This window comes from Klebsiella sp. CN_Kp100 (assembly GCF_040065315.1).
GTDB lineage: Bacteria > Pseudomonadota > Gammaproteobacteria > Enterobacterales > Enterobacteriaceae > Klebsiella > Klebsiella oxytoca.
Genome location: NZ_JBEAIJ010000055.1, coordinates 20,697 through 41,976, shown reverse-complemented (window position 1 = coordinate 41,976; position 21,280 = coordinate 20,697). Strand labels below are relative to the sequence as shown.

Annotated in this window: 18 protein-coding genes and 1 pseudogene; 5 read left to right on the top strand and 14 right to left on the bottom strand. The window is 52.9% G+C overall.

Going from position 1 to position 21,280, the window contains the following annotated elements:
* Window positions 1–299: 299 nt before the first annotated feature.
* From ABLV12_RS24245 to ABLV12_RS24235, 3 genes are all read right to left on the bottom strand, one after another.
* Window positions 300–521 (bottom strand): hypothetical protein, encoded by a 222-nt coding sequence (locus ABLV12_RS24245; RefSeq protein WP_348867410.1) that lies wholly within the window; start codon window positions 519–521, stop codon window positions 300–302.
* 281 nt (window positions 522–802) lie between these two features.
* Entirely contained in the window at window positions 803–3,913 is a 3,111-nt protein-coding gene (locus tag ABLV12_RS24240; RefSeq protein ID WP_064399086.1) for an efflux RND transporter permease subunit, read from the bottom strand.
* A gap of 13 nt (window positions 3,914–3,926) precedes the next feature.
* Window positions 3,927–5,066, bottom strand: a complete 1,140-nt coding sequence (locus ABLV12_RS24235; protein WP_017145332.1) for an efflux RND transporter periplasmic adaptor subunit — start codon at window positions 5,064–5,066, stop codon at window positions 3,927–3,929.
* A gap of 378 nt (window positions 5,067–5,444) precedes the next feature.
* Here ABLV12_RS24235 and envR point away from each other — a divergent pair, with 378 nt between their 5' ends.
* The gene (gene envR / locus ABLV12_RS24230) at window positions 5,445–6,086 is read left to right on the top strand and encodes an acrEF/envCD operon transcriptional regulator (RefSeq protein ID WP_004106278.1); all 642 of its coding nucleotides are present in this window, start codon (window positions 5,445–5,447) and stop codon (window positions 6,084–6,086) included.
* Between the two features lie 73 nt (window positions 6,087–6,159).
* On the opposite strand, the gene fis is transcribed toward envR, so the two are convergent.
* The 11 genes and pseudogenes from fis to ABLV12_RS24175 all read right to left on the bottom strand — a co-directional run bounded on the left by fis (window position 6,160) and on the right by ABLV12_RS24175 (window position 16,221).
* Window positions 6,160–6,456: a DNA-binding transcriptional regulator Fis gene (gene fis / locus ABLV12_RS24225; protein WP_000462905.1), complete on the bottom strand. Its 297-nt coding sequence runs from the start codon at window positions 6,454–6,456 to the stop codon at window positions 6,160–6,162.
* Window positions 6,438–7,446: pseudogene (gene dusB / locus ABLV12_RS24220) on the bottom strand (tRNA dihydrouridine synthase DusB). The gene fis and the pseudogene dusB overlap by 19 nt, the downstream one beginning before the upstream one ends.
* 328 nt (window positions 7,447–7,774) lie before the next feature.
* Window positions 7,775–8,515, bottom strand: a complete 741-nt coding sequence (locus ABLV12_RS24215) for a carbonic anhydrase family protein (protein ID WP_016808191.1) — start codon at window positions 8,513–8,515, stop codon at window positions 7,775–7,777.
* Between the two features lie 138 nt (window positions 8,516–8,653).
* Window positions 8,654–9,535 carry a 50S ribosomal protein L11 methyltransferase gene (gene prmA / locus ABLV12_RS24210; RefSeq protein WP_004106272.1) on the bottom strand — a complete coding sequence of 294 codons (882 nt, stop codon included), beginning with the start codon at window positions 9,533–9,535 and terminating at the stop codon, window positions 8,654–8,656.
* Between the two features lie 11 nt (window positions 9,536–9,546).
* Entirely contained in the window at window positions 9,547–10,998 is a 1,452-nt protein-coding gene (gene panF, locus ABLV12_RS24205; protein ID WP_064399082.1) for a sodium/pantothenate symporter, read from the bottom strand.
* Complete coding sequence (locus ABLV12_RS24200) at window positions 10,988–11,230, bottom strand: YhdT family protein (RefSeq protein ID WP_004106269.1); 243 nt, start codon at window positions 11,228–11,230, stop codon at window positions 10,988–10,990. Before ABLV12_RS24200 ends, panF begins: the two co-directional genes overlap by 11 nt.
* A 110-nt stretch (window positions 11,231–11,340) precedes the next feature.
* Window positions 11,341–12,690 carry an acetyl-CoA carboxylase biotin carboxylase subunit gene (accC, locus tag ABLV12_RS24195; protein WP_004106267.1) on the bottom strand — a complete coding sequence of 450 codons (1,350 nt, stop codon included), beginning with the start codon at window positions 12,688–12,690 and terminating at the stop codon, window positions 11,341–11,343.
* A gap of 10 nt (window positions 12,691–12,700) precedes the next feature.
* Entirely contained in the window at window positions 12,701–13,174 is a 474-nt protein-coding gene (gene accB / locus ABLV12_RS24190; protein WP_004106265.1) for an acetyl-CoA carboxylase biotin carboxyl carrier protein, read from the bottom strand.
* Between the two features lie 393 nt (window positions 13,175–13,567).
* A complete protein-coding gene (msrQ, locus tag ABLV12_RS24185) occupies window positions 13,568–14,167 on the bottom strand; it encodes a protein-methionine-sulfoxide reductase heme-binding subunit MsrQ (RefSeq protein WP_004106263.1) in 600 nt (199 codons plus the stop codon).
* Window positions 14,167–15,168, bottom strand: a complete 1,002-nt coding sequence (msrP, locus tag ABLV12_RS24180) for a protein-methionine-sulfoxide reductase catalytic subunit MsrP (RefSeq protein WP_064399080.1) — start codon at window positions 15,166–15,168, stop codon at window positions 14,167–14,169. The genes msrQ and msrP overlap by 1 nt, the downstream gene beginning before the upstream one ends.
* 78 nt (window positions 15,169–15,246) lie before the next feature.
* The gene (locus tag ABLV12_RS24175) at window positions 15,247–16,221 is read right to left on the bottom strand and encodes an MDR family oxidoreductase (RefSeq protein WP_004106258.1); all 975 of its coding nucleotides are present in this window, start codon (window positions 16,219–16,221) and stop codon (window positions 15,247–15,249) included.
* A gap of 219 nt (window positions 16,222–16,440) precedes the next feature.
* Between ABLV12_RS24175 and csrD the strand changes: the two genes are divergently transcribed.
* The 4 genes from csrD to mreD all read left to right on the top strand — a co-directional run bounded on the left by csrD (window position 16,441) and on the right by mreD (window position 21,275).
* Window positions 16,441–18,381 carry an RNase E specificity factor CsrD gene (gene csrD / locus ABLV12_RS24170; protein ID WP_024274767.1) on the top strand — a complete coding sequence of 647 codons (1,941 nt, stop codon included), beginning with the start codon at window positions 16,441–16,443 and terminating at the stop codon, window positions 18,379–18,381.
* A 305-nt stretch (window positions 18,382–18,686) separates the two neighbouring features.
* A complete protein-coding gene (mreB, locus tag ABLV12_RS24165) occupies window positions 18,687–19,730 on the top strand; it encodes a rod shape-determining protein MreB (protein WP_002918653.1) in 1,044 nt (347 codons plus the stop codon).
* A gap of 70 nt (window positions 19,731–19,800) precedes the next feature.
* Complete coding sequence (mreC, locus tag ABLV12_RS24160; RefSeq protein ID WP_348867409.1) at window positions 19,801–20,787, top strand: rod shape-determining protein MreC; 987 nt, start codon at window positions 19,801–19,803, stop codon at window positions 20,785–20,787.
* Window positions 20,787–21,275 carry a rod shape-determining protein MreD gene (mreD, locus tag ABLV12_RS24155; RefSeq protein WP_004106250.1) on the top strand — a complete coding sequence of 163 codons (489 nt, stop codon included), beginning with the start codon at window positions 20,787–20,789 and terminating at the stop codon, window positions 21,273–21,275. The genes mreC and mreD overlap by 1 nt, the downstream gene beginning before the upstream one ends.
* The last annotated feature ends 5 nt before the right edge of the window (window positions 21,276–21,280 follow it).

The window sequence follows — 21,280 nt, the reverse complement described above, 5'->3', positions numbered from 1 at the left end:
AGTGAAACGCCGTAGCGCCGATGGTAGTGTGGGGTCTCCCCATGTGAGAGTAGGGCATTGCCAGGCATCAAACAAGTAAAAAGCCCATCCGTCAGGATGGGCTTTTTGCGTTTTCGCTCCTGCGTAAATATCCTTTTTCCTGGCTGGTAATGGCAATTTATCCGTTTGACGTTATCTGAGGGGAGGGGCTTTGCCCGGCCTTTAGTCGCGGGTGATACCGTTAAGCATCGCGGAACTTACCTTCGGGAAGCGGTACCGGATAACCCTCCGGTACCTTTTATGGCAGAGAAGAGAAGGCGTTAACGGGTTAAAGCTACAATACCGAGCGTCAGGCCAGCTACCGCGGTTGCGCCGCCGGCAATCGCGCCAGCGGTTTCCCAGTTATCCTGAGTTGTTCCTTTCACACAAGTATTGGTATGGACGAGTCTACCTTCAGAGTCATAAACCGGTACGCACGGAGAGTCATGTGCACAGCCGGCAAGTAGCGTAGCCAGCAATGCCACTATAATAAATTTGTTCATGATGTTACCTCTAAATAATCCGCTTCGCTGTAGTGGCGAACCCACGTACATACGGAACAGCTTATTTTATCATCAGAAATATAGTTGGCCGCCAGAGTAAATAATCTCAATTTATGACTAACGTAAATATTATTAAGAAAGACAGATGATTATGAGTAAATAATGTGGATTGCGGGGCGAGGGTAGGTTAAAGAATAATAAATATATTTAATATCAGTGAGATAGGTATTTATTTTTCAGGCAAGAAAAAAGGCACCGGATGGGTGCCCTGGAAAGAATATTTAGTCTATGTGCCTGGTAAAGCGCCGCCTTACTACCACAAAGAAGACCGGGACAAAGAATATAGCCAGCAATGTTGCCGTCAGCATTCCGCCCATAACTCCGGTACCTACTGCATTTTGAGCTCCGCTGCCTGCGCCATGGCTAATAACCAGAGGCAGAACACCCAAAATAAAAGCAAGGGAAGTCATCAGGATAGGACGTAGACGCATACGGGATGCTTCCAGTGCGGCTTCGATAATGCCCTTGCCTTCTTTATCCATCAGGTCTTTGGCAAACTCAACGATAAGAATCGCGTTTTTCGCAGAGAGGCCAATAGTGGTTAATAAACCTACCTGGAAATAAACGTCATTATTAAGCCCGCGTAACGACGCCGCGAGTAATGCTCCAACAACGCCTAATGGTACGACGAGCATGACAGAGAAGGGAATCGACCAGCTTTCATAAAGCGCCGCAAGACACAGAAAGACGACAATCAGCGAAATGGCATACAGGGCTGGCGCCTGATTACCCGATAAACGTTCTTGATAGGACATTCCCGTCCAGTCGTAACCAATACCGGCAGGAAGCTTGCTGGCTAGCTGTTCCATTAAAATCATCGCATCACCGGTACTTTTCCCCGGCGCCGCTTCCCCCAAAACTTCCATAGAGGGTAAACCATTGTAGCGCTCCAGGCGCGGTGAACCATAAACCCAGCGCGAGGTCACGAATGCGGAGAACGGGACCATCTCGCCGTTCGCGCTGCGAACGTACATATTATTGATATCGCTCGGCAGCATACGGAATTTAGCATCGGCCTGAACGTAGACTTTTTTCACGCGTCCATGGTCAATAAAGTCGTTAACATAGTAGCCCCCTAGCGCCGCGGAAATGGTCTCATTGATATCGGATAGCGAAATACCCAGAGCCTGAGCTTTCTCTTGATCGACATCAAGCTTGAATTGCGGCGTGTCTTCGAGCCCGTTGGGGCGAACGCGTACCAGCTGGTCAGGGTATTCTCTCACCATACCCAGAAGTTGATTACGGGCCTGGGTTAATGCGCTATGGCCCAGGTTACCCTGATCGATAAGCTCAAAATCAAAACCGGTAGCCGTACCCAGCTCGATAATTGCCGGCAGGTTGAAAGGAAAGACCATAGCATCTTTAATCTGACTAAAGGCAACGGTAGCCCGTTTGATGATTGCCTCAACACCATTCTCTGCGCCACTGCGCTCTTCCCATGGCTTCAGGCTGACAAACGCCATACCGGAGTTTTGGCCCTGGCCGCTAAAGCTAAAGCCGTTAACGGTAAAGACGCTTTCAACGTTCGCCTTCTCTTTATGCAGATAGTAATCGGTAACCGTATCAAGAACCTTCTGCGTGCGTTCCTGCGTTGCGCCTGAAGGGAGCTGGATCATGGTCATAAATACCCCCTGATCCTCATCCGGCAAGAAAGAGGTGGGCAGGCGCATAAACAATACCGCCATACCCACAACGATTAGCAAATAGATGATCAGATAGCGCCCGGTACAGCGCAGGATCCCACTCACGCTGTTGGTGTAGTGATTCACGCTACGATCGAATTTCGCATTAAACCAGCCAAAAAATCCTTTTTTCTCATGATGATCGGCTGATGCGGGTTTCAGTAAGGTGGCACAAAGCGCGGGGGTCAGGATCAGCGCCACCAGTACGGACAGCGCCATCGCGGAGACGATGGTGATAGAAAACTGCCGATAAATCGCCCCCGTAGAGCCGCCAAAGAAGGCCATCGGGACAAACACCGCCGATAGCACCATGGCAATACCCACCAATGCCCCCTGGATTTGCGACATCGATTTTTCCGTCGCCTCTTTTGGGGAGAGCTTCTCTTCTACCATCACGCGTTCGACGTTTTCCACTACCACGATAGCATCGTCGACCAGCAGGCCTATTGCCAGCACCATGCCAAACATCGTTAGCGTATTGATGGAGTAACCGAAGGTTGCCAGTACGGCAAAGGTGCCAAGCAGAACGACCGGAACCGCGATAGTGGGGATCAGAGTAGCCCGGATATTCTGTAAGAACAGATACATCACCAGGAAGACGAGGATGATGGCTTCAAATAGCGTCTTCACCACCTCGTGGATAGAGATTTTCACAAACGGCGTGGTGTCGTAAGGATAGACGACCTTCATCCCCTGAGGGAAGTACGGCTGCAGTTCGGCAAGCTTCGCTTTTATCGCCGCGGCGGTATCAAGGGCATTAGCGCCGGTCGCAAGTTTAATTCCCAGGCCTGAAGCTGGCTTGCCATTGATTCTTGCGACGACGTTATAGTTTTCTCCGCCCAGCTCAATGCGTGCCACATCTTTCAGATGCACGACTGACCCGTCGGCGTTCACTCGCAGGGTTACTTTGCCAAATTCTGCGGGGTCCTTCAGTCGCGTCTGGGCAATGATGGATGCATTTAGCTGCTGGCCTTTAAGGGCCGGAGTGCCGCCAAGCTGCCCTGCAGCAATCTGATCGTTTTGGATTTTAAGCTGGTTAATGACGTCAACAGGCGTCAAATTGTACTTATTCAGCAGGTTTCCATTCAGCCAGATGCGCATTGCATACTGTGCGCCGAAGAGCTGTACGTCACCCACGCCGTTAAGGCGGCTGATGGTATCTTTGACGTTCGAGGCCACATAGTCAGAGATATCATCCTGAGTGGTGCTGGGGTTATCGGAGATGAAACCAGCGACCATTAAGAAGCTACTGCTTGATTTCTCGACGCTAATCCCCTGCTGCTGAACTTCCTGAGGCAGTAGCGGCGTTGCCAGCTGGAGTTTATTCTGTACCTGAACTTGCGCAATATCCGGATCCGTACCCGAGGTAAAGGTCAGCGTAATGGTCACGCCGCCGGCGGAATCGCTGGTTGAGGACATATACATCAGGTTATCAATGCCGTTCATGTTCTGTTCGATAACCTGAGTCACCGTATCCTGTACGGTTTGGGCATCCGCGCCAGGGTAGGTGGCGGAGATAGCGACCGCAGGCGGTGCGATGGTCGGGTATTGTGCTATCGGGAGCTGCATAATCGCGAGGCCGCCGGCAATCATCATGATGATTGCCAGCACCCAGGCGAAAACCGGGCGATGGATAAAAAACTTAGACATAGGGATTCGTACCTTATTGCGCGACAGTCGTCGCGGTATCCTCTTCGGCCTTCACCGTGACGCCGGGACGCACTTTCTGCAGACCGCTGACGATGACCTTTTCACCGGCTTTCAGACCGCTCGTAATTAACCACTTATCGCCAATCGCCTGCGAGGCGGTGACTGGCCGCGTTTCAACCTGGTTTTTGTCATTGACGAGCATCACGCTGGCATCACCGCGCGGCGTACGGGTTACCCCCTGCTGAGGAACGAGAATAGCGTCTGGTGAAATACCTTCGTCGATGCGAGCGCGAACAAACATTCCTGGCAGCAGAGCATGCTGTGGGTTGGGGAAGATCGCGCGCAGCGTAATAGAGCCGGTGCTCTCATCTACCGTAACATCGGAGAACTGCAGGGTGCCCCGCAGCGCATAAGGTTGACCGTTTTCCATAATCAGCTGCACGCTTTTAGTGCCACTGCCCTGCTGCAGACTCTCCTGCTTCAGGCGCATGAAATCATTACTGGACTCGGTAACATCAACATAAATAGGATCGAGCTGCTGTATCGTCGCCATTGCATCAGCCTGACCATTTGTCACCAGTGCGCCTTCGGTTACGCTGGATTTGCCGATGCGACCGCCGATAGGTGAAGTCACTTTGGTGTACGCCAAATCAATGCGCGCGCTTTCAACGGCGGCTTTTGTTGCGATAACATCGGCATCCGCCTGGCGGGCCGTCGCTACTGCCTGATCGTATTCCTGCTGACTGATATATTTTGTGCCGAGAAGAGGCGCATAACGTTTGACCGTTAAATGGGCGATAGCCGCTGCGGCCTCTGCTTTCGCTTCATCACCCTTTGCGCTGTTATAAGCTGCCTGATAGGTCGCCGGATCGATTTGATAGAGAGACTGTCCAGCGGCGACATCGCTACCTTCGACAAAGTTACGATGCAGGATAATGCCGCTAACCTGCGGGCGAACTTCCGCTACGCGGTAAGCTGATGTCCGGCCAGGTAGCTCCGTGGTCACGGACAGCGGCGCGCTGTTCACCACATAAACGGAGACCTGAGGTATCTGCGCATGCGGTTGCCGATCGCCTGAATCATCACAGCCGCTGAGCAGGAGGGCCGGGATGATGAGGCTGGATAAAAGTGTAACCCTGACGTGACGTGTCATTGCTGTTCCTTATAGATTTTGAGCCAGGCTTGGCCACGAATCTGTGCAAGAAATAATGAATTAAAATGCGGTTTGGTATCCTACAAATAAAAAACGGTGGATGTAAGAAATAGTTATTTTTTAGCCATCAGCAAGGCACGCAAAAACAAAATATCGGTGATTATGTTTTGAGAATGATCTCAATTTAAAATTTGCTTACACTGATATTTAATCGGTGAATAGATTTCTTTTAATTATTCTTGTGGTGTATTTATTTGCATTTCACTTGAGATTTAACTTATCTGTATTTTTGCTAAACAATATTCATTGTCAGATGTTAGGTTTATACGTATTCACTTATTTCCCACACTCTTAATCTGGCGTAGAGCGGAGCACCGTATGCCTAGAAGAACGAAAGAAGATGCGTTAAAGACGCGGCAGCTTTTGATTGAGTCAGCCATTCAACAGTTTGCCCTACGCGGCGTGACCGGTACAACGTTAGCCGATATCGCTGATGCTGCTGGCGTGACGCGGGGAGCAGTCTACTGGCACTTTTCCAGCAAAGCGGAACTCTTTAATGAAATGTGGCAACAGCAGCTTCCGTTACGTGATCTGCTTAAACATGAATTTACCTCTTCACATGCTCAGGACCCGCTCAGCAGGCTACGAGAAAAATTTATTATCGGTCTGCAATATATCGCCATTAATCCCCGTCAACGTGCGCTAATGCAAATTCTGTATCAGAAGTGTGAGTTTTCCAGCGAGATGATATCCGAGGCTGAGATTCGCAAAAAAATTGGTTTTAGCTATCCCGTTATTCGCAGTGTTTTACAGCTCTGCATTCGTAACGGATTATTACCAGAGGAAACCAACGTTGAAATTTCATTAATCGTATTACATAGCGCATTTGTCGGTATTATTAAAAACTGGCTCGTAGAGCCCGGAAAATTCGACCTGTATCATCAGGCTCCCGCTTTGGTTGATAATATTATGTCGGTCCTTTGCGGAACCCGCGGGCTACAGGCGATAGTCAATCATTAAAGCGGATGCAATAAAAAAGGCGCTTCCCCATGCCGAAGAGCGCCTTTTATATCAAACATTTAACTGATTAGTATCAGTTCATGCCGTATTTTTTCAGCTTTTTACGCAGAGTACCACGGTTGATGCCCATCATCAGGGCAGCACGGGTCTGGTTACCGCGGGTGTATTGCATCACCATGTCCAACAGGGGCTGTTCTACTTCAGCCAGTACCAGCTCATACAGGTCATTAACATCCTGACCGTTCAGTTGAGCAAAATAGTTCTTCAGTGCCTGTTTAACCGAGTCACGCAGGGGCTTTTGAGTTACCTGATCCTGAGAGTTAACGGTAGAAACGGTCAGTACGTCAGAATTTACGCGTTGTTCGAACATAGTTCTGTCAGCTCTTTATTTCTATTACGCAAAATTTTCGAAGTATGCCTCCAACGCCTCCAGCTGTTCGCTGGAATCTTCTATGGCGTTGAATGTGCGCCGAAACTGGTCATCTGGAGCGTGTTCCTGCAGATACCAGGATACGTGTTTGCGTGCGATTCGGTACCCTTTTGCGTGGCCGTAAAAGCCATGCAGTTCCCGAATGTGTGCACAAAGCAAGCGCTTAACCTCTGCCAGGGGCAGCGGGGGCAGCAGCTCTCCAGTGTCCAGATAGTGCTGGATTTCCCGAAAGATCCAGGGTCTTCCCTGAGCCGCACGGCCTATCATAAGGGCATCAGCCCCCGTATAGTCGAGCACGGCTCTGGCTTTAAGCGGGTCAGTAATGTCGCCATTCGCGATAACCGGAATGGAAACTTTCTGCTTAACTGCCCGAATACTGTCGTACTCAGCGTCTCCGTTAAACAAGCAGGCGCGGGTGCGTCCGTGAATAGTCAGAGCCTGAATGCCACATTCTTCAGCCAGTTGGGCAATTTCTACACAGTTACGGTGTTCCGGTTCCCAACCGGTGCGAATCTTGAGAGTTACGGGAACGTCCACTGCTTTGACGACCGCCGTCAGGATCGACTTCACCTGGTCGGGGTACTGCAAGAGGGCTGAACCTGCAAGCTTACGATTCACTTTTTTAGCCGGACACCCCATATTGATATCAATAATTTGGGCGCCGCTTTCCACGTTAATACGGGCGGCTGCAGCCATCTCTTCCGGCACGCTGCCGGCAATTTGCACGGTACGAATACCGGGCTCATCAACGTGCACCATCCGTAAGCGGGACTTGTCGCTCTCCCAGACCTGCGGGTTGGAGGACATCATCTCGGATACGGTCAACCCTGCTCCCATCTCGTAACACAGCGTCCGGAATGGTCTGTCAGTAATGCCAGCCATAGGCGCTGCGATAAGTCGATTTCTGAGCTGGTAGTGTCCGATGCGCATGAGTTAAGAAATGACCATACTGTGACTGCAAGGCGGCGTATATTACGCATTTTTTGCACGAGATGAAAGGCCAAACTTTGAGCAATCCACTGAGGTGGATCAAAGAATCGCCGTCCAGGTCGACGCTCATGAATAATTAGCTTTATAAATCATTGTATTAAAAATATGTGATGAATTTATCTACACATATATTTTTGCATAACTTCTCATTTTTTCTTCCCGGCCCGGGGTGTGGACAAGATAATCTGCTGAATTAATCAGCAAATTATCTTGGCTTTATGTGAGTTAGCTCTCATTTCAGAACATGATCGTGAAGCGTATCTGATGTTTACTCAATGACGACGCGACCATTCAGCGGCTGCACCGGACGATTATTATCGTGATGCATGGTGTGGCTAAATTTTGCCAGCTGCGCGGCAGACAACGTTAGCGGATGCTTAAGGACAATCCAGGTTACCCCTTCAGAGCAGGGCGGAGTAGTCAGAGAGCCGCTGAATCGCCAGTATGTCTTGTCCGCAGGAAGCAGGGCGTTGAGGTCCATTTGCGTGCTGATCTTCGCATTCTGCTCCGCTTTTTCCGGCATAGTGGCCCACAGTTTGTTCAGCTCGCTATTTTCCGCCCCCTGGTCAAACATCACCGCTACGACAGTGATGGCTCCTTGAGCGTTGGTATGGACCAGGTGCATCTCCATCGCATAGTGCTTACCGTGAACGGTATTTTCGCTCGGAGCATGGAAATGGAACTGCTGAAGGGTAAATGGCGTACCGTCAATTGTAATGGTGTCCGCTGTGGTAGTTTTTAACCCGGCCTGAATGGTGTGACCATTGTTGATGAGCGTAATTGGGCCATCAATGTAGTGGGTTTCCAGCGGTGTCAGGTGCGCTTTGAACGTGGTATCGATGTTGATGGGAGATTGGTTCATGCCGCTCAGGCAGGTTTTGTACTCTTCACTGAGCGCTCCCCAGTGCTCCGGCGAACCTTCGCCTTCATAGCCCCAGTGGGAAGCAAAAACCGTAATGGGCATCATGCTTAACACCAACAATGCCGCCTTGCCTAAAGATGTTTTCATATAATTCGTCCAATGAATAAGATGATGATTTTATTGGTAACTACAATATGTTACCGCATCATCTTATTCTTATTGGGCGAATGATTTTGTACAGAAAACGCGAAAAGTTGTGGCCTGCGATGAGGCCACAAGGAGAGATTACTTTTTAATACCGGTAATCCGGCACCACTCCTCTTTCTCCACGACGGGATCGAGATTAAAGAGGTCGGCGTATGCCTCACAAACGCTTTCCGCCTGGCTGGCAAGGATGCCGGAAAGCCCCAGCAGACCGCCTGTAACCGGCAGCACGCTGATAAGCGGGGCTAGCTCGCGTAATGGGCCAGCCAGAATGTTTGCGACCACGACATCGGCTTTCATCGCCTCTGGCTGATCTTTAGGCAGATACAGTTCCAGGCGTTCAGAGACCCCGTTGCGCTCGGCGTTATCGCGGCTGGCCTGAATTGCCTGCGGATCGATATCAATACCAATCGCTTTCGCTGCGCCCAGCTTTAAGGCCGCAATGGCCAGAATACCTGAGCCGCAGCCAAAATCGATGATCGTTTTGCCTGAGAGATCGAGTCCATCCAGCCATTCGAGACACATTGCCGTTGTGGGATGCGTACCGGTACCAAACGCCAGGCCCGGATCGAGCATCACGTTAACGGCGTTTTCATCCGGCACATCGCGCCAGCTCGGGCAGATCCACAGGCGTTTACCGAAGCACATAGGGTGGAAGTTATCCATCCATTCGCGCTCCCAGTCTTTATCTTCCAGTTGTTCGATTTTATGCACGAAACCGGCGCCCAGCAGCGGATGCTGCTCCAGAATCGCGACCACTTCTTGCATGTCTGTTTCAGCGTCAAACAGGCCGATAACGTCAGTATCGCCCCACAGACGGGTCTCGCCCGGCAGAGGTTCGAATACCGGCGTGTCGTGCGTATCCTGGAAAGTAATGGAAACGGAACCCGCTTCCATCAGCGCATCGCTCAGTTCTTCCGCGTTCGCGCCGGTAGTGTTCAGTTTCAGTTGGATCCATGGCATGGCAAAACTCTTTATTTATCAGTAGTCAATACGGCGGCTTGCGTGGCGGAGGTTCCGAAGCGGTTTCCGACCAGGAAAGCCAATAAGCTTAACAGTAACGAGGGCACTATCGGATGGAAGCCCAGGTACTGAAGATTAAAAGTGGCGAGTATGGCATAGAGTACGCCGCCGACGATCATCGCGCTCAATGCGCCTTTCGCGTTCGCTCGTTCCCAGTACAGGCCCAGCACCAGCGGCCATAAGAACACGGCCTCCAGGCCGCCGAACGCCAGCAGGTTGAGCCAGATAATCATCTCAGGCGGACGCCAGGCTGCCAGCAGCAGTAAAGCGCCCAACAGCAGGGTGATCGTTGCCGACATCCGCTTCAACCGGGTTTCATTTGTTATCTGCTCGGGGCGCAGATTCAGATACAGATCTTTAATGATCGTAGCGGAACTTTGCAGCAGTTGAGCGTTGATCGTCGACATAATGGCGGCCATTGGCGCAGCGAGGAAGATCCCGGCGGCAAATGGCGGCAATACTTTCACCATGAGGGTAGGGATGACCAGATCCGGCACCGTCAGATCCGGGATCACCGCGCGGCCGAGCGCTCCGGCAAGGTGCATACCAAACATCAGGATCGCGACGACTACTGTGCCAATGATAATTCCCCGGTGAACCGCTTTGCTGTCTTTATAGGAGATGCAGCGAACGGCGGTGTGCGGAAGGCCAATCACCCCGAAGCAGACCAGTACCCAAAAAGAGGTCATAAAGGTGGGAGAAAGAATATCATCAGCACCCTGCGGAGAGACCAGCTTAGGATCGATAGTTTGCAGTGTTTCTACCGCATTATGTAGCCCGCCAGCCGCATGCACGACGCCAACTAGCAGAACAATCGTTCCTATCAGCATTACCATCCCCTGGAGGGTGTCATTGAGGACGCTGGCACGAAAACCGCCGAACGCGGTATAAAGTGCGATACTGACGCCAAAAATCAGCAGGCCGGTTTCGTAGGGGATGCCCGCCGCGGTTTCCAGCAGGCGCGCCCCGCCGATGAACTGCACCGTCATTGCCCCAACAAAAGCAACCAGTAGGCTCAGGCTCGCAAGCCAGACCAGCAGGCGGCTTTGATAGCGGGCAAAGAGCATATCGTTCAGCGTTACGGCATTATAACGTCGCGCCAGAATGGCGAATTTCTTACCCAAAATTCCCAGCGAGAGCCAGATAGCAGGAAGCTGGATCATCGCCAGCAGTACCCAGCCGAGACCATATTTATAGGCCGCGCCGGGACCGCCTATAAACGAGCTTGCGCTGATATAGGTAGCCGTAAGTGTCATGGCTAATACAATGCCGCCCATCGAGCGGCTACCGAGGAAATATTCGTTCAGGAAGGAACCCGTTACGCGCTTACGCATCGCATAGATGGAGAGAGCAAACACCACCAGCAGGTAGGCGACAAGCGGCAGTATGACTTCAAGCTGCATCGTCATCCTCCAGAGGAATATCGCGATAAATCAGTTTTACCATTGCCCAGCACAGCAGGATAAACACCAGCGGTACCAGCAGGCAGGCCATTTCAAACCAGTGCGGCAGGCCGGTTATGCCAATACCGACGCCCGGCAAATAGGCGGCAGCCAGCCAGGCCGCAAGATAAAGAAGGGTTAGCCACAGCGCCCAGCGCGCCTCTTTATGGGCCTGAACAAAACGTTTGTCCATTTTTTGTCCCTTGAGGATGAAGAAAGCGGGGATTGTACCGCATGGAAAAGCGGAGAGGAGAGAAAAAGAAAAAAGGCCGGATTATCCGGCCTTTTGCAGCAGTAAGAGAATTACTTCTCCTGCAATCCGAGTTTTTTCTCCAGATAGTGGATATTGGTGCCACCATTCTGGAAATGCTCGTCGTTCATGATGCGGATCTGCAGATCTACGTTGGTTTTGATGCCATCGATAATCAGCTCCTGCAGCGCATTTTTCATGCGGGCAATCGCGACATCACGGTTTTCGCCATAGCAGATCAGCTTGCCGATCATTGAGTCATAGTACGGAGGTACGGTGTAGCCTGCGTAGATATGAGACTCCCAGCGTACGCCAAAACCGCCCGGCGCGTGGAAGCGGGTAATTTTACCCGGGCTCGGCAGGAAGGTGTTCGGGTCTTCAGCGTTGATACGGCATTCCACCGCATGGCCTTTAACCATAACTTCTTCCTGCTTGATGGACAGCGGCTGACCAGCAGCGATGCGCAGCTGTTCTTTAATCAGATCGACGCCGGTGATCATCTCGGTTACCGGGTGTTCTACCTGAATACGGGTGTTCATTTCGATGAAATAGAACTCGCCGTTTTCGAACAGGAACTCAAAAGTACCCGCCCCGCGATAGCCGATATCGACGCACGCTTTGGAGCAACGCTCGCCGATATAGCGGCGAAGTTCCGGAGTAATGCCCGGCGCCGGTGCCTCTTCGACGACCTTCTGGTGACGACGCTGCATGGAGCAGTCGCGCTCAGCCAGATAGATAGCGTTGCCCTGACCGTCAGCCAGTACCTGGATCTCGATGTGGCGAGGATTCTCCAGGTATTTCTCCATATACACCATGTCGTTGTTAAAAGCGGCTTTTGCTTCCGCTTTGGTCATGGAGATGGATTGAGCCAGCTCAGCATCGCTGCGCACGACGCGCATACCGCGACCGCCGCCGCCGCCGGAGGCTTTGATAATCACCGGGTAGCCAATGCGTTTGGCATGGGCGCGGTTAACGTCCATATCTTCACCCAGCGGGCCGTCAGAGCCCGGTACGGTTGGAACGCCCGCTTTCTTCATTGCGGTAATGGCAGAGACTTTGTCGCCCATCAGGCGGATAGTGTCTGCTTTCGGACCGATAAAGATAAAGCCGGAACGCTCAACCTGCTCAGCGAAGTTAGCGTTTTCGGACAGAAAACCATAACCCGGGTGAATAGCCACCGCGCCGGTGATTTCAGCTGCGCTAATGATAGCCGGGATATTGAGGTAACTTTTTACGGACGGAGCCGGGCCAATACAGACCGTCTCATCCGCTAACAATACGTGTTTTAAATCGCGATCCGCCGTTGAGTGCACAGCAACGGTCTTGATGCCCAGTTCTTTACAGGCACGCAGGATACGCAATGCAATCTCGCCGCGGTTGGCGATAACAATTTTATCCAGCATGTTCGCCTCGTTATTCGATGACGACCAGTGGCTCGTCAAATTCTACCGGTTGACCACTTTCGACCAGAATGGCTTTCACCACGCCGGATTTATCGGCTTCGATCTGGTTCATCATTTTCATGGCTTCAACGATGCACAGGGTATCGCCCGCGTTAACTTTCTGACCGATTTCGATGAAGGCTTTCGCGTCCGGGCTCGGGGTGCGGTAGAAAGTACCAACCATTGGGGAACGTACGATGTGACCACTGATTTCCGCTGCCGCAGGGGCTTCCATTGCTGGAGTGGCCGCAGTTGCGACTGCGTTAGACAGAGCCGGCTGTTGCTGCATCATCGGTGCGGCATAAGCCTGTTGCATCACCGGGAAACCTGCGTTTGGCGCGGCACGGCTAATGCGTACCGACTCTTCGCCTTCAGAAATTTCCAGTTCGGAGATACCTGATTCTTCAACCAGCTCGATCAGTTTTTTAATCTTACGAATATCCATGAGTGGGTTCCGTACTCTTTGTTTAGTGTGATTGTGACAGGCGTGTTAGCACCGTCTGTAAAGCATATGAATTACTGCTGATTCATGACGCCGCCATTGGGCATAAGTCGACAGGTTACGCTCCGGCTGCCCGAAAGCAAAAAGCGAAACTTACCGGCCAACATGCGGCCATCTTCTGCCATTCTCGGGTAAAAAACAAAATATACCTTCGATACGCGATTGTCACCTTTTCGGGACTCAAAAAGCCCGTAAGGAAAACCAAAGTCGCACATTATAACGATTTCGTAGCATTTGGCAGCTAAATACTGGTCTTATCAGGGAAGATTATCAACCGCTATCGTGTAAAGTGGGGCGGTTGATAAAAGAACTGCGGGAAACTGCACATATCCGGAATCAGCGCCACCACTGGCGAAACTTCTTGTATCGCCATGCTAAAAGCAGCAGTGCCAGCAGCGCATAAATGATCGGCTGCGGGGATAAAATCTTCACCGACCATAGGTAGTGAATCGGCGCAAGGATCGCGACAACATAGACGAAGTTATGCAATGTTTGCCAACGGCGGCCTAATTTCCGCTGCATCGCCTGGGTGGAGGTCGCCGCCAGCGCCAGCAGAATCAGCCAGCTGAGTAAACCCAGCGTCAGGTAAGGCCTGCTGATAACTTCTGAACCCAAAAGCGCCAGATTGTTAATCCCGAGTTCGAGCAGCGTATAGCTGGTTAAATGCAGCGTAGCCCAGGCAAAGCACCATAAGCCAAGTAAGCGCCGGGTGCGTATCAATAACGGCTGTTTAGCGTAGCGCGCCAGCGGCGAAACAAGCAAGGTAGCCAGCAGGAATTTAAGAGCCATCCTACCGGTAAAGTGCTGAATATCCTTTGCCGGGTCGGCGCTGAAATAGCCCTGCTGCCCGGCCCAGAACAGCCAGACAACGGGCAAAAAGCCAGCCAGATGGAGAAGCACTTTCAGCCAGGTTATCTGCTTTACATTCAGGCGCACTAGTAGTTCTCCCGCAAATTCAGGCCCCGATAGAGCGACGCCACTTCTTCGGCATAGCCGTTGAACAGCAGCGTTGGCTGGCGTTTAACGTCGAGTACGCCGCCGGCGCCGATAAAACGCTCAGTCGCCTGCGACCAGCGGGGATGATCGACATGCGGATTAACGTTGGCGTAGAAGCCATACTCTTCGGGCCCGGCCAGATTCCAGGTGGTGGGCGGACGCTCACGGGTGAGCTCAATACTGACGATGGATTTAATCCCTTTGAAGCCGTACTTCCAGGGCACGGTGAGCCGAACCGGCGCACCGTTCTGCGGGGGCAGCGCCTTGCCATACACGCCCACGCTGAGCAGCGTCAGAGGATGCATTGCTTCATCGAGCCGCAGTCCTTCAACGTAGGGATACGCCAGACCGCCGCCGATAAAACGGTCCTTTTGACCCGGCATCTGCTCAGGAGCATAAAGCGTTTTAAATGCAACGTAGCGAGCATTGCTGGTGGGTTCGACCAGCGACAGCAGCTTATGGAGCGGGAAACCGACCCACGGAACCACCATCGACCAGGCTTCTACGCAGCGCATTCGATAAATTCGTTCTTCCAGCGGGAATCGGCTGGTCAGGTCGTCATGATCGAGCGTGAGCGGTTTTGCCACTTCGCCACCGATCGTCAGCGTCCAGGGATCGGTGCGCAGGCTGCCGGCATTCGCCGCCGGATCGGCTTTATCCAGACCGAACTCATAAAAGTTGTTGTAACCAGCAACTTTATCCTCCGGCGTGAGCGGCAGGTTATTTTGCCATTGCGCCGGTTTTTCGAACGTTAGCGCTTTGCCCGCCGGCGCCGGCGGGCGATCGTTGCCTTTAAACCAATCCAGCAGACCGGCTTGCGCGGAGGGGGTAAGGGAAAGGGCGGTCGCGCTGATGCCCAGCATTTTCAGGACCTGGCGACGTTGCAGCATAAAAACGGATTCTGCCGTAACGTCGGCTTCTGTCAGTTTTTTGGGTTTCATAGCATCCTCCGTCATGCGTTTTTTCTAAGCATGACGGAGGCGAGGCGTTATTGCGAATATGTCACGAAAAATTGCAGATTAGGCGATTTTAACCAGCGTGCGGCCCTGAATCTTATTGGTCATAATCTTTTCAGCAAACTCAGGGGCTTCGGCGAGGGTGATTTCGGTTGCGCTGTGCGCATAGAACGATTCCGGTAGATCGCGGACCAGCCTTTGCCAGGCTTCAGCCCGGCGGGCGGGCGGGGTCATCACCGAGTCAACGCCCTGCAGGCGTACATTGCGCAGAATAAACGGCATCACGGTGGTCGGCAGCGCAAATCCGCCAGCGAGGCCGCAGGCTGCAACGCAGCCGCCGTAGTTCATTTGCGCCAGTACTTTTGCCAGTACTTTATCGCCAACCGTGTCAACAGCGCCGGCCCACAGCTGCTTTTCCAGCGGGCGGGTTTCGGCGAACTCATCTCGGCCAAGGATGCGCTGCGCGCCGAGGGCTTTCAAATATTCATGGGTGCTTTCGCGCCCGGAAACCGCCGCTACCTTGTACCCCAGCTGATGCAGCAAAGCGACTGCGGTGCTGCCGACGCCGCCGCTGGCCCCGGTAACTACAATTTCGCCATCTTCAGGACGAATTCCGGCATCTTCCAGCGCCATCACGCACAGCATGGCGGTGAAGCCCGCGGTACCAATGGTCATGGCTTTACGCCCATTCAGTCCTTGAGGCATTGCTACCAGCCAGTCGCCTTTAACGCGAGCGCGTTCCGCCAGACCGCCCCAGTGGTTTTCGCCAACGCCCCATCCGGTGAGCAGCACCTGCTGGCCCGCATGAAAGCGAGGATCTTCGCTGCTGTGGACCGAACCGGCAAAATCGATGCCAGGAATCATCGGAAAGTTGCGGATGATTTTTCCTTTACCGGTGATCGCCAGCGCATCTTTATAGTTGAGGCTGGACCACTCGATATCCACTGTCACATCGCCCTGCGGCAGCTGGCTGGCGTCAATGGTTTGCACCGAAGAGAGAGTTTTGCCATCCTGCTGTTCTAAGATTAAAGCCTGCATGCGCCGGTCCTCGTAGGTTGGATGATTGGAAAAATTTTTCTGCAGACTATACTCGCTAACGGCATTATTACACCGATGTAACGCAATAAATTGCCAGATACGCCAGCTTTGGTAGTATGCGTCGCTCTTTAGAAAGTTAGTGCTTACTTTAGTTTAGGCGCCAGCACTGGAGCCCGGATGTTTATCGGGCACTCATTCACTCGCGGAGTTAACACAGGGATGCGATTAACGACGAAATTCTCAGCCTTTGTCACGTTACTCACCAGCCTGACTATCTTTGTCACGCTGATTGGCGCTTCGCTGAGTTTTTATAACGGTATTCAGCTAAAAATGACCAACCGCGTTCAGGCGGTGGCAACGATGCTGGATAACCGCCTGGTCTCTATATCTTTTGACCAGTTAGAACCGCAGATGGATGAGCTGATGACGCCGGTCGAAGTCGTGCACGTTGATTTTCAGCTTAATGGCAAATCAGTCTATAGCCATTCCCGCAACGATAACTATCGTCCGTTAGGCAGCAGCAATCAGTTCCGTAGTATCACCGTGCCGTCGCTCAAGCACCCGGGCATGGTTATCCATCTGGTTTATCTGGATCCGATGGCCAATTATTTCCGTTCGCTGCACGTTACCGCGCCGCTTTCCATCGCCATTGGTTTCATGGTGCTGATTATCTTTTTTTCCGTCCGCTGGATCCGTCGTCAGCTGGCGGGCCAGGAGCTACTGGAGCTTCGCTCTGTGCGTATTCTTAACGGCGAACGCGGCCCGCAGGTGCGCGGGTCGGTACACGAATGGCCAGTCAACACCAGCAGTGCGTTAGATACGCTGCTATCAGAACTGCAGTTTGCCAGCGATCAGCGAAGCCGCATGGATACCCTGATTCGTTCTTACGTTGCGCAGGATTCAAAAACCGGACTCAGTAACCGATTGTTCTTTGATAATCAGCTGTCGACGCTGCTTGAAGATCAGGAGAAGGTGGGGTCGTACGGTATTGTTATGATGATCCGCCTGCCGGATTTCGACCTGCTGCGCGATAACTGGGGGCGTACAGCGACTGAAGAGCATTACTTTACGCTGATCAACATGCTTTCCACCTTTATTATGCGTTATCCCGGCGCGCTGCTGGCCCGCTATCACCGAAGCGATTTTGCCGTTCTGCTCCCTCATCGCACGTTAAAAGAGGCGGATAGCATCGCCGGATTGCTATTGAAGGCTATGGATGCCCTGCCGCCAACGCGAATTCTCGATCGTGACGACATGATGCATATCGGGATCTGCGCCTTCCGTAGCGGACAAACGGCAGCCCAGGTGATGGAGCATGCGGAAGCGGCAACGCGCAATGCGGTATTGCAGGGTAGCAACAGCTGGGCCGTCTACGATGACTCTCTCCCGGAAAAGGGGCGCGGCAACGTCCGCTGGCGCACGCTTATCGAGCAAATGCTCAGCCGCGGCGGACCGCGTCTCTACCAGAAACCTGCCGTAACGCGTGACGGTCGCGTACACCACCGCGAGCTAATGTGTCGTCTTTACGATGGCAAGGAAGAAGTTATCGCGGCGGAATATATGCCGATGGTACTGCAGTTCGGTCTGGCGGAAGAGTATGACCGCCTGCAAATCACCCGGTTGCTGCCGTTTTTAGGCTTCTGGCCGGAAGAAAATCTCGCGCTACAGGTGACGGTTGAGTCATTAATTCGCCCCCGCTTCCAGCGCTGGCTGCGCGATACTTTGATGCAATGCGAAAAATCGCAACGTCGGCGTATTATTTTTGAACTTGCAGAGGCGGATGTTTGTCAATATATCGGCCGCCTGCAGCCGGTTATGCGGTTGGTTAATGCTTTAGGTGTTCGAGTTGCCGTAGTTCAGGCTGGTCTGACGCTGGTTGGAACCAGCTGGATTAAGCAGCTCGACGTTGAGGTTATCAAGCTGCATTCGGGGTTATCGCGCAATATAGAAAAACGCAGTGAGAATCAGCTGCTGGTGCAGAGTCTGGTGGAAGCCTGTAAGGGGATGCCGGTTCAGGTTTTCGCAACCGGCGTGCTCAGCCGTAGCGAGTGGCAGGTACTGTCTCAATGCGGTGTCACCGGCGGTCAGGGGGAATTTTTTGCCGCCTCACAGCCACTTGACACAAATGTGAAAAAATATTCGCAAAGATACTCTGTTTGATCTGCCGTTTAGCGTGATTTCACGTAGAATAATGCGCGCCATAGTGATGGGGGTGTGCTTGTCTACCTGCCGGATTGTCGCAATGTAAATGCCAGTGAATGACCTTTGACAGGTTGCAGATTCAAGCGCGGAGCGCTGCTGAAGATTTCGGCATCGGACGGACTCAGTCAAATTTGTAACAAAGGTAACGAACTGCACTAATTTTCACCGCAGCAGATGATTTTTGCGCCTTGTCGCTGCTGCGCGTGGTTGGTAAAGTAAGCGGATTTTGTTTTCCGCCCCAGCTTTCAGGATTATCCCTTAGTATGTTAAAAAAATTTCGTGGCATGTTTTCCAATGACCTGTCCATTGACCTGGGTACCGCGAATACCCTGATTTATGTAAAAGGACAAGGCATCGTATTGAATGAGCCTTCCGTGGTGGCCATTCGTCAGGATCGTGCCGGATCGCCGAAAAGCGTCGCAGCGGTGGGTCATGAAGCGAAGCAGATGCTTGGGCGTACACCGGGCAACATTGCAGCTATTCGCCCAATGAAAGACGGCGTTATTGCCGACTTTTTCGTTACCGAAAAAATGCTTCAGCACTTTATTAAACAGGTGCACAGCAACAGCTTTATGCGTCCGAGCCCGCGCGTGCTGGTGTGCGTGCCGGTTGGCGCGACTCAGGTTGAACGTCGCGCGATTCGTGAATCCGCACAGGGCGCTGGCGCCCGTGAAGTTTTCCTGATTGAAGAGCCGATGGCGGCTGCGATCGGCGCAGGCCTGCCGGTCTCCGAGGCAACCGGTTCGATGGTTGTGGATATCGGTGGCGGGACGACTGAAGTGGCGGTCATCTCCCTGAACGGCGTGGTCTACTCCTCTTCCGTACGTATCGGCGGCGACCGTTTTGACGAAGCGGTGATTAATTATGTGCGTCGTAACTATGGCTCCCTGATCGGCGAAGCGACCGCAGAACGTATCAAACACGAGATCGGTTCCGCTTATCCGGGTGATGAAGTTCGCGAAATCGAAGTTCGCGGGCGCAACCTTGCTGAAGGCGTACCACGCGGCTTTACGCTGAATTCCAATGAAATCCTCGAAGCGCTGCAGGAGCCGCTGACCGGCATCGTTAGCGCGGTGATGGTCGCGCTGGAGCAGTGCCCGCCGGAACTGGCTTCCGATATCTCCGAACGCGGTATGGTTCTGACCGGCGGCGGCGCGCTGCTGCGCAACCTTGACCGCCTGTTAATGGAAGAGACAGGAATTCCTGTCGTAGTTGCAGAAGATCCACTGACCTGCGTCGCTCGTGGCGGCGGCAAGGCACTGGAAATGATCGATATGCACGGCGGCGACTTGTTCAGCGAAGAGTAGTCAGCCTGAGATCCGGGTAGCTGGCTTACGGCTGCCCCGGTCTTAACTGACACGAGAATACGCATAGCCTATGAAGCCAATTTTTAGCCGTGGCCCGTCGCTACAGATTCGCCTTATTCTGGCGGTTTTGGTGGCGCTTGGCGTGATAATCGCCGACAGCCGCCTGAGTACGTTCAGCCAGATTCGAACGTACATGGATACTGCCGTCAGCCCTTTCTACTTTGTCTCTAATGGTCCCCGGGAACTGCTGGATAGCGTTTCGCAAACGCTGGCCACCCGCGACCAGCTCGAACTGGAAAACCGCGCGCTGCGCCAGGAACTGCTGTTAAAAAACAGCGATCTATTGATGCTGGGTCAGTATAAACAGGAGAACGCGCGTCTGCGCGAGCTGCTGGGCTCTCCGCTGCGTCAGGACGAGCAAAAAATGGTGACCCAGGTCATCTCAACGGTTAACGACCCATACAGCGATCAGGTTGTTATCGATAAAGGCAGCGTTAACGGCGTATATGAAGGTCAGCCGGTCATCAGCGATAAAGGCGTCGTCGGCCAGGTGGTCGCGGTGGCGAAGCTGACCAGCCGCGTGCTGCTGATTTGCGATGCCACTCATGCGTTACCGATTCAGGTGCTGCGTAACGATATTCGCGTGATTGCGGCAGGCAACGGTTGTACTGACGATCTGCAGCTGGAACATCTGCCGGCCAATACTGATATTCGCGTCGGCGACGTCCTTGTGACTTCGGGGCTCGGCGGCCGCTTCCCGGAAGGGTATCCGGTGGGCGTGGTCTCTTCCGTTAAGCTAGATACGCAGCGCGCGTACACGGTGATTCAGGCCCGTCCGACCGCCGGTCTGCAGCGCTTACGCTATCTGCTGCTGCTGTGGGGCGCCGATCGCAACGGAGCTAATCCCATGACGCCGGAAGAGGTTCATCGCGTAGCGAACGAGCGCCTGATGCAGATGATGCCGCAGGTTCTGCCTGCGCCGGATGCGATGGGGCCGCAGATGCCGGCGCCAGCAACCGGTATGCCACAGCAGCCTCTGCCTGCAGGGGGGCAATAGTGGCAAGCTACCGTAGCCAGGGACGCTGGGTTATCTGGCTCTCGTTCCTTATTGCACTCTTGTTGCAGATTATGCCCTGGCCGGCGGACATTAGCGTTTACCGGCCAAACTGGGTATTTCTCATCCTGTTGTACTGGATTCTTGCGTTGCCCCATCGGGTTAACGTCGGCACAGGCTTTGTGATGGGCGCAATCCTCGATCTCATTAGCGGTTCGACGCTTGGCGTTCGCGCACTATCATTAAGTATTGTGGCTTATCTGGTTGCGCTGAAATATCAGCTGTTCCGCAATCTGGCGCTCTGGCAACAGGCGCTGGTGGTAGTCATGTTATCCCTCGCCGTGGATATCATTGTTTTCTGGGCAGAGTTTTTAGTGATCAACGTCTCTTTCCGCCCGGAAGTGTTCTGGAGTAGTGTAGTAAACGGTGTGCTCTGGCCATGGATTTTCCTGCTAATGCGTAAAGTGCGTCAGCAGTTTGCGGTGCAATAAGGTTG

Excerpts from the sequence above, each read along its gene's own strand:
- panF (WP_064399082.1), bottom strand. The coding sequence starts at position 10,998 with ATGCAGCTTGAAGTCATACTGCCGCTTGTCGCCTACCTGCTGGTGGTG.
- ABLV12_RS24200 (WP_004106269.1), bottom strand. The coding sequence starts at position 11,230 with ATGGACAAACGTTTTGTTCAGGCCCATAAAGAGGCGCGCTGGGCGCTG.
- ABLV12_RS24235 (WP_017145332.1), bottom strand. The coding sequence starts at position 5,066 with ATGACACGTCACGTCAGGGTTACACTTTTATCCAGCCTCATCATCCCG.
- prmA (WP_004106272.1), bottom strand. The coding sequence starts at position 9,535 with ATGCCATGGATCCAACTGAAACTGAACACTACCGGCGCGAACGCGGAA.
- mreB (WP_002918653.1), top strand. The coding sequence starts at position 18,687 with ATGTTAAAAAAATTTCGTGGCATGTTTTCCAATGACCTGTCCATTGAC.
- envR (WP_004106278.1), top strand. The coding sequence starts at position 5,445 with ATGCCTAGAAGAACGAAAGAAGATGCGTTAAAGACGCGGCAGCTTTTG.
- ABLV12_RS24215 (WP_016808191.1), bottom strand. The coding sequence starts at position 8,515 with ATGAAAACATCTTTAGGCAAGGCGGCATTGTTGGTGTTAAGCATGATG.
- accC (WP_004106267.1), bottom strand. The coding sequence starts at position 12,690 with ATGCTGGATAAAATTGTTATCGCCAACCGCGGCGAGATTGCATTGCGT.
- csrD (WP_024274767.1), top strand. The coding sequence starts at position 16,441 with ATGCGATTAACGACGAAATTCTCAGCCTTTGTCACGTTACTCACCAGC.
- ABLV12_RS24245 (WP_348867410.1), bottom strand. The coding sequence starts at position 521 with ATGAACAAATTTATTATAGTGGCATTGCTGGCTACGCTACTTGCCGGC.
- fis (WP_000462905.1), bottom strand. The coding sequence starts at position 6,456 with ATGTTCGAACAACGCGTAAATTCTGACGTACTGACCGTTTCTACCGTT.
- ABLV12_RS24175 (WP_004106258.1), bottom strand. The coding sequence starts at position 16,221 with ATGCAGGCTTTAATCTTAGAACAGCAGGATGGCAAAACTCTCTCTTCG.
- ABLV12_RS24240 (WP_064399086.1), bottom strand. The coding sequence starts at position 3,913 with ATGTCTAAGTTTTTTATCCATCGCCCGGTTTTCGCCTGGGTGCTGGCA.
- accB (WP_004106265.1), bottom strand. The coding sequence starts at position 13,174 with ATGGATATTCGTAAGATTAAAAAACTGATCGAGCTGGTTGAAGAATCA.
- mreC (WP_348867409.1), top strand. The coding sequence starts at position 19,801 with ATGAAGCCAATTTTTAGCCGTGGCCCGTCGCTACAGATTCGCCTTATT.
- msrP (WP_064399080.1), bottom strand. The coding sequence starts at position 15,168 with ATGAAACCCAAAAAACTGACAGAAGCCGACGTTACGGCAGAATCCGTT.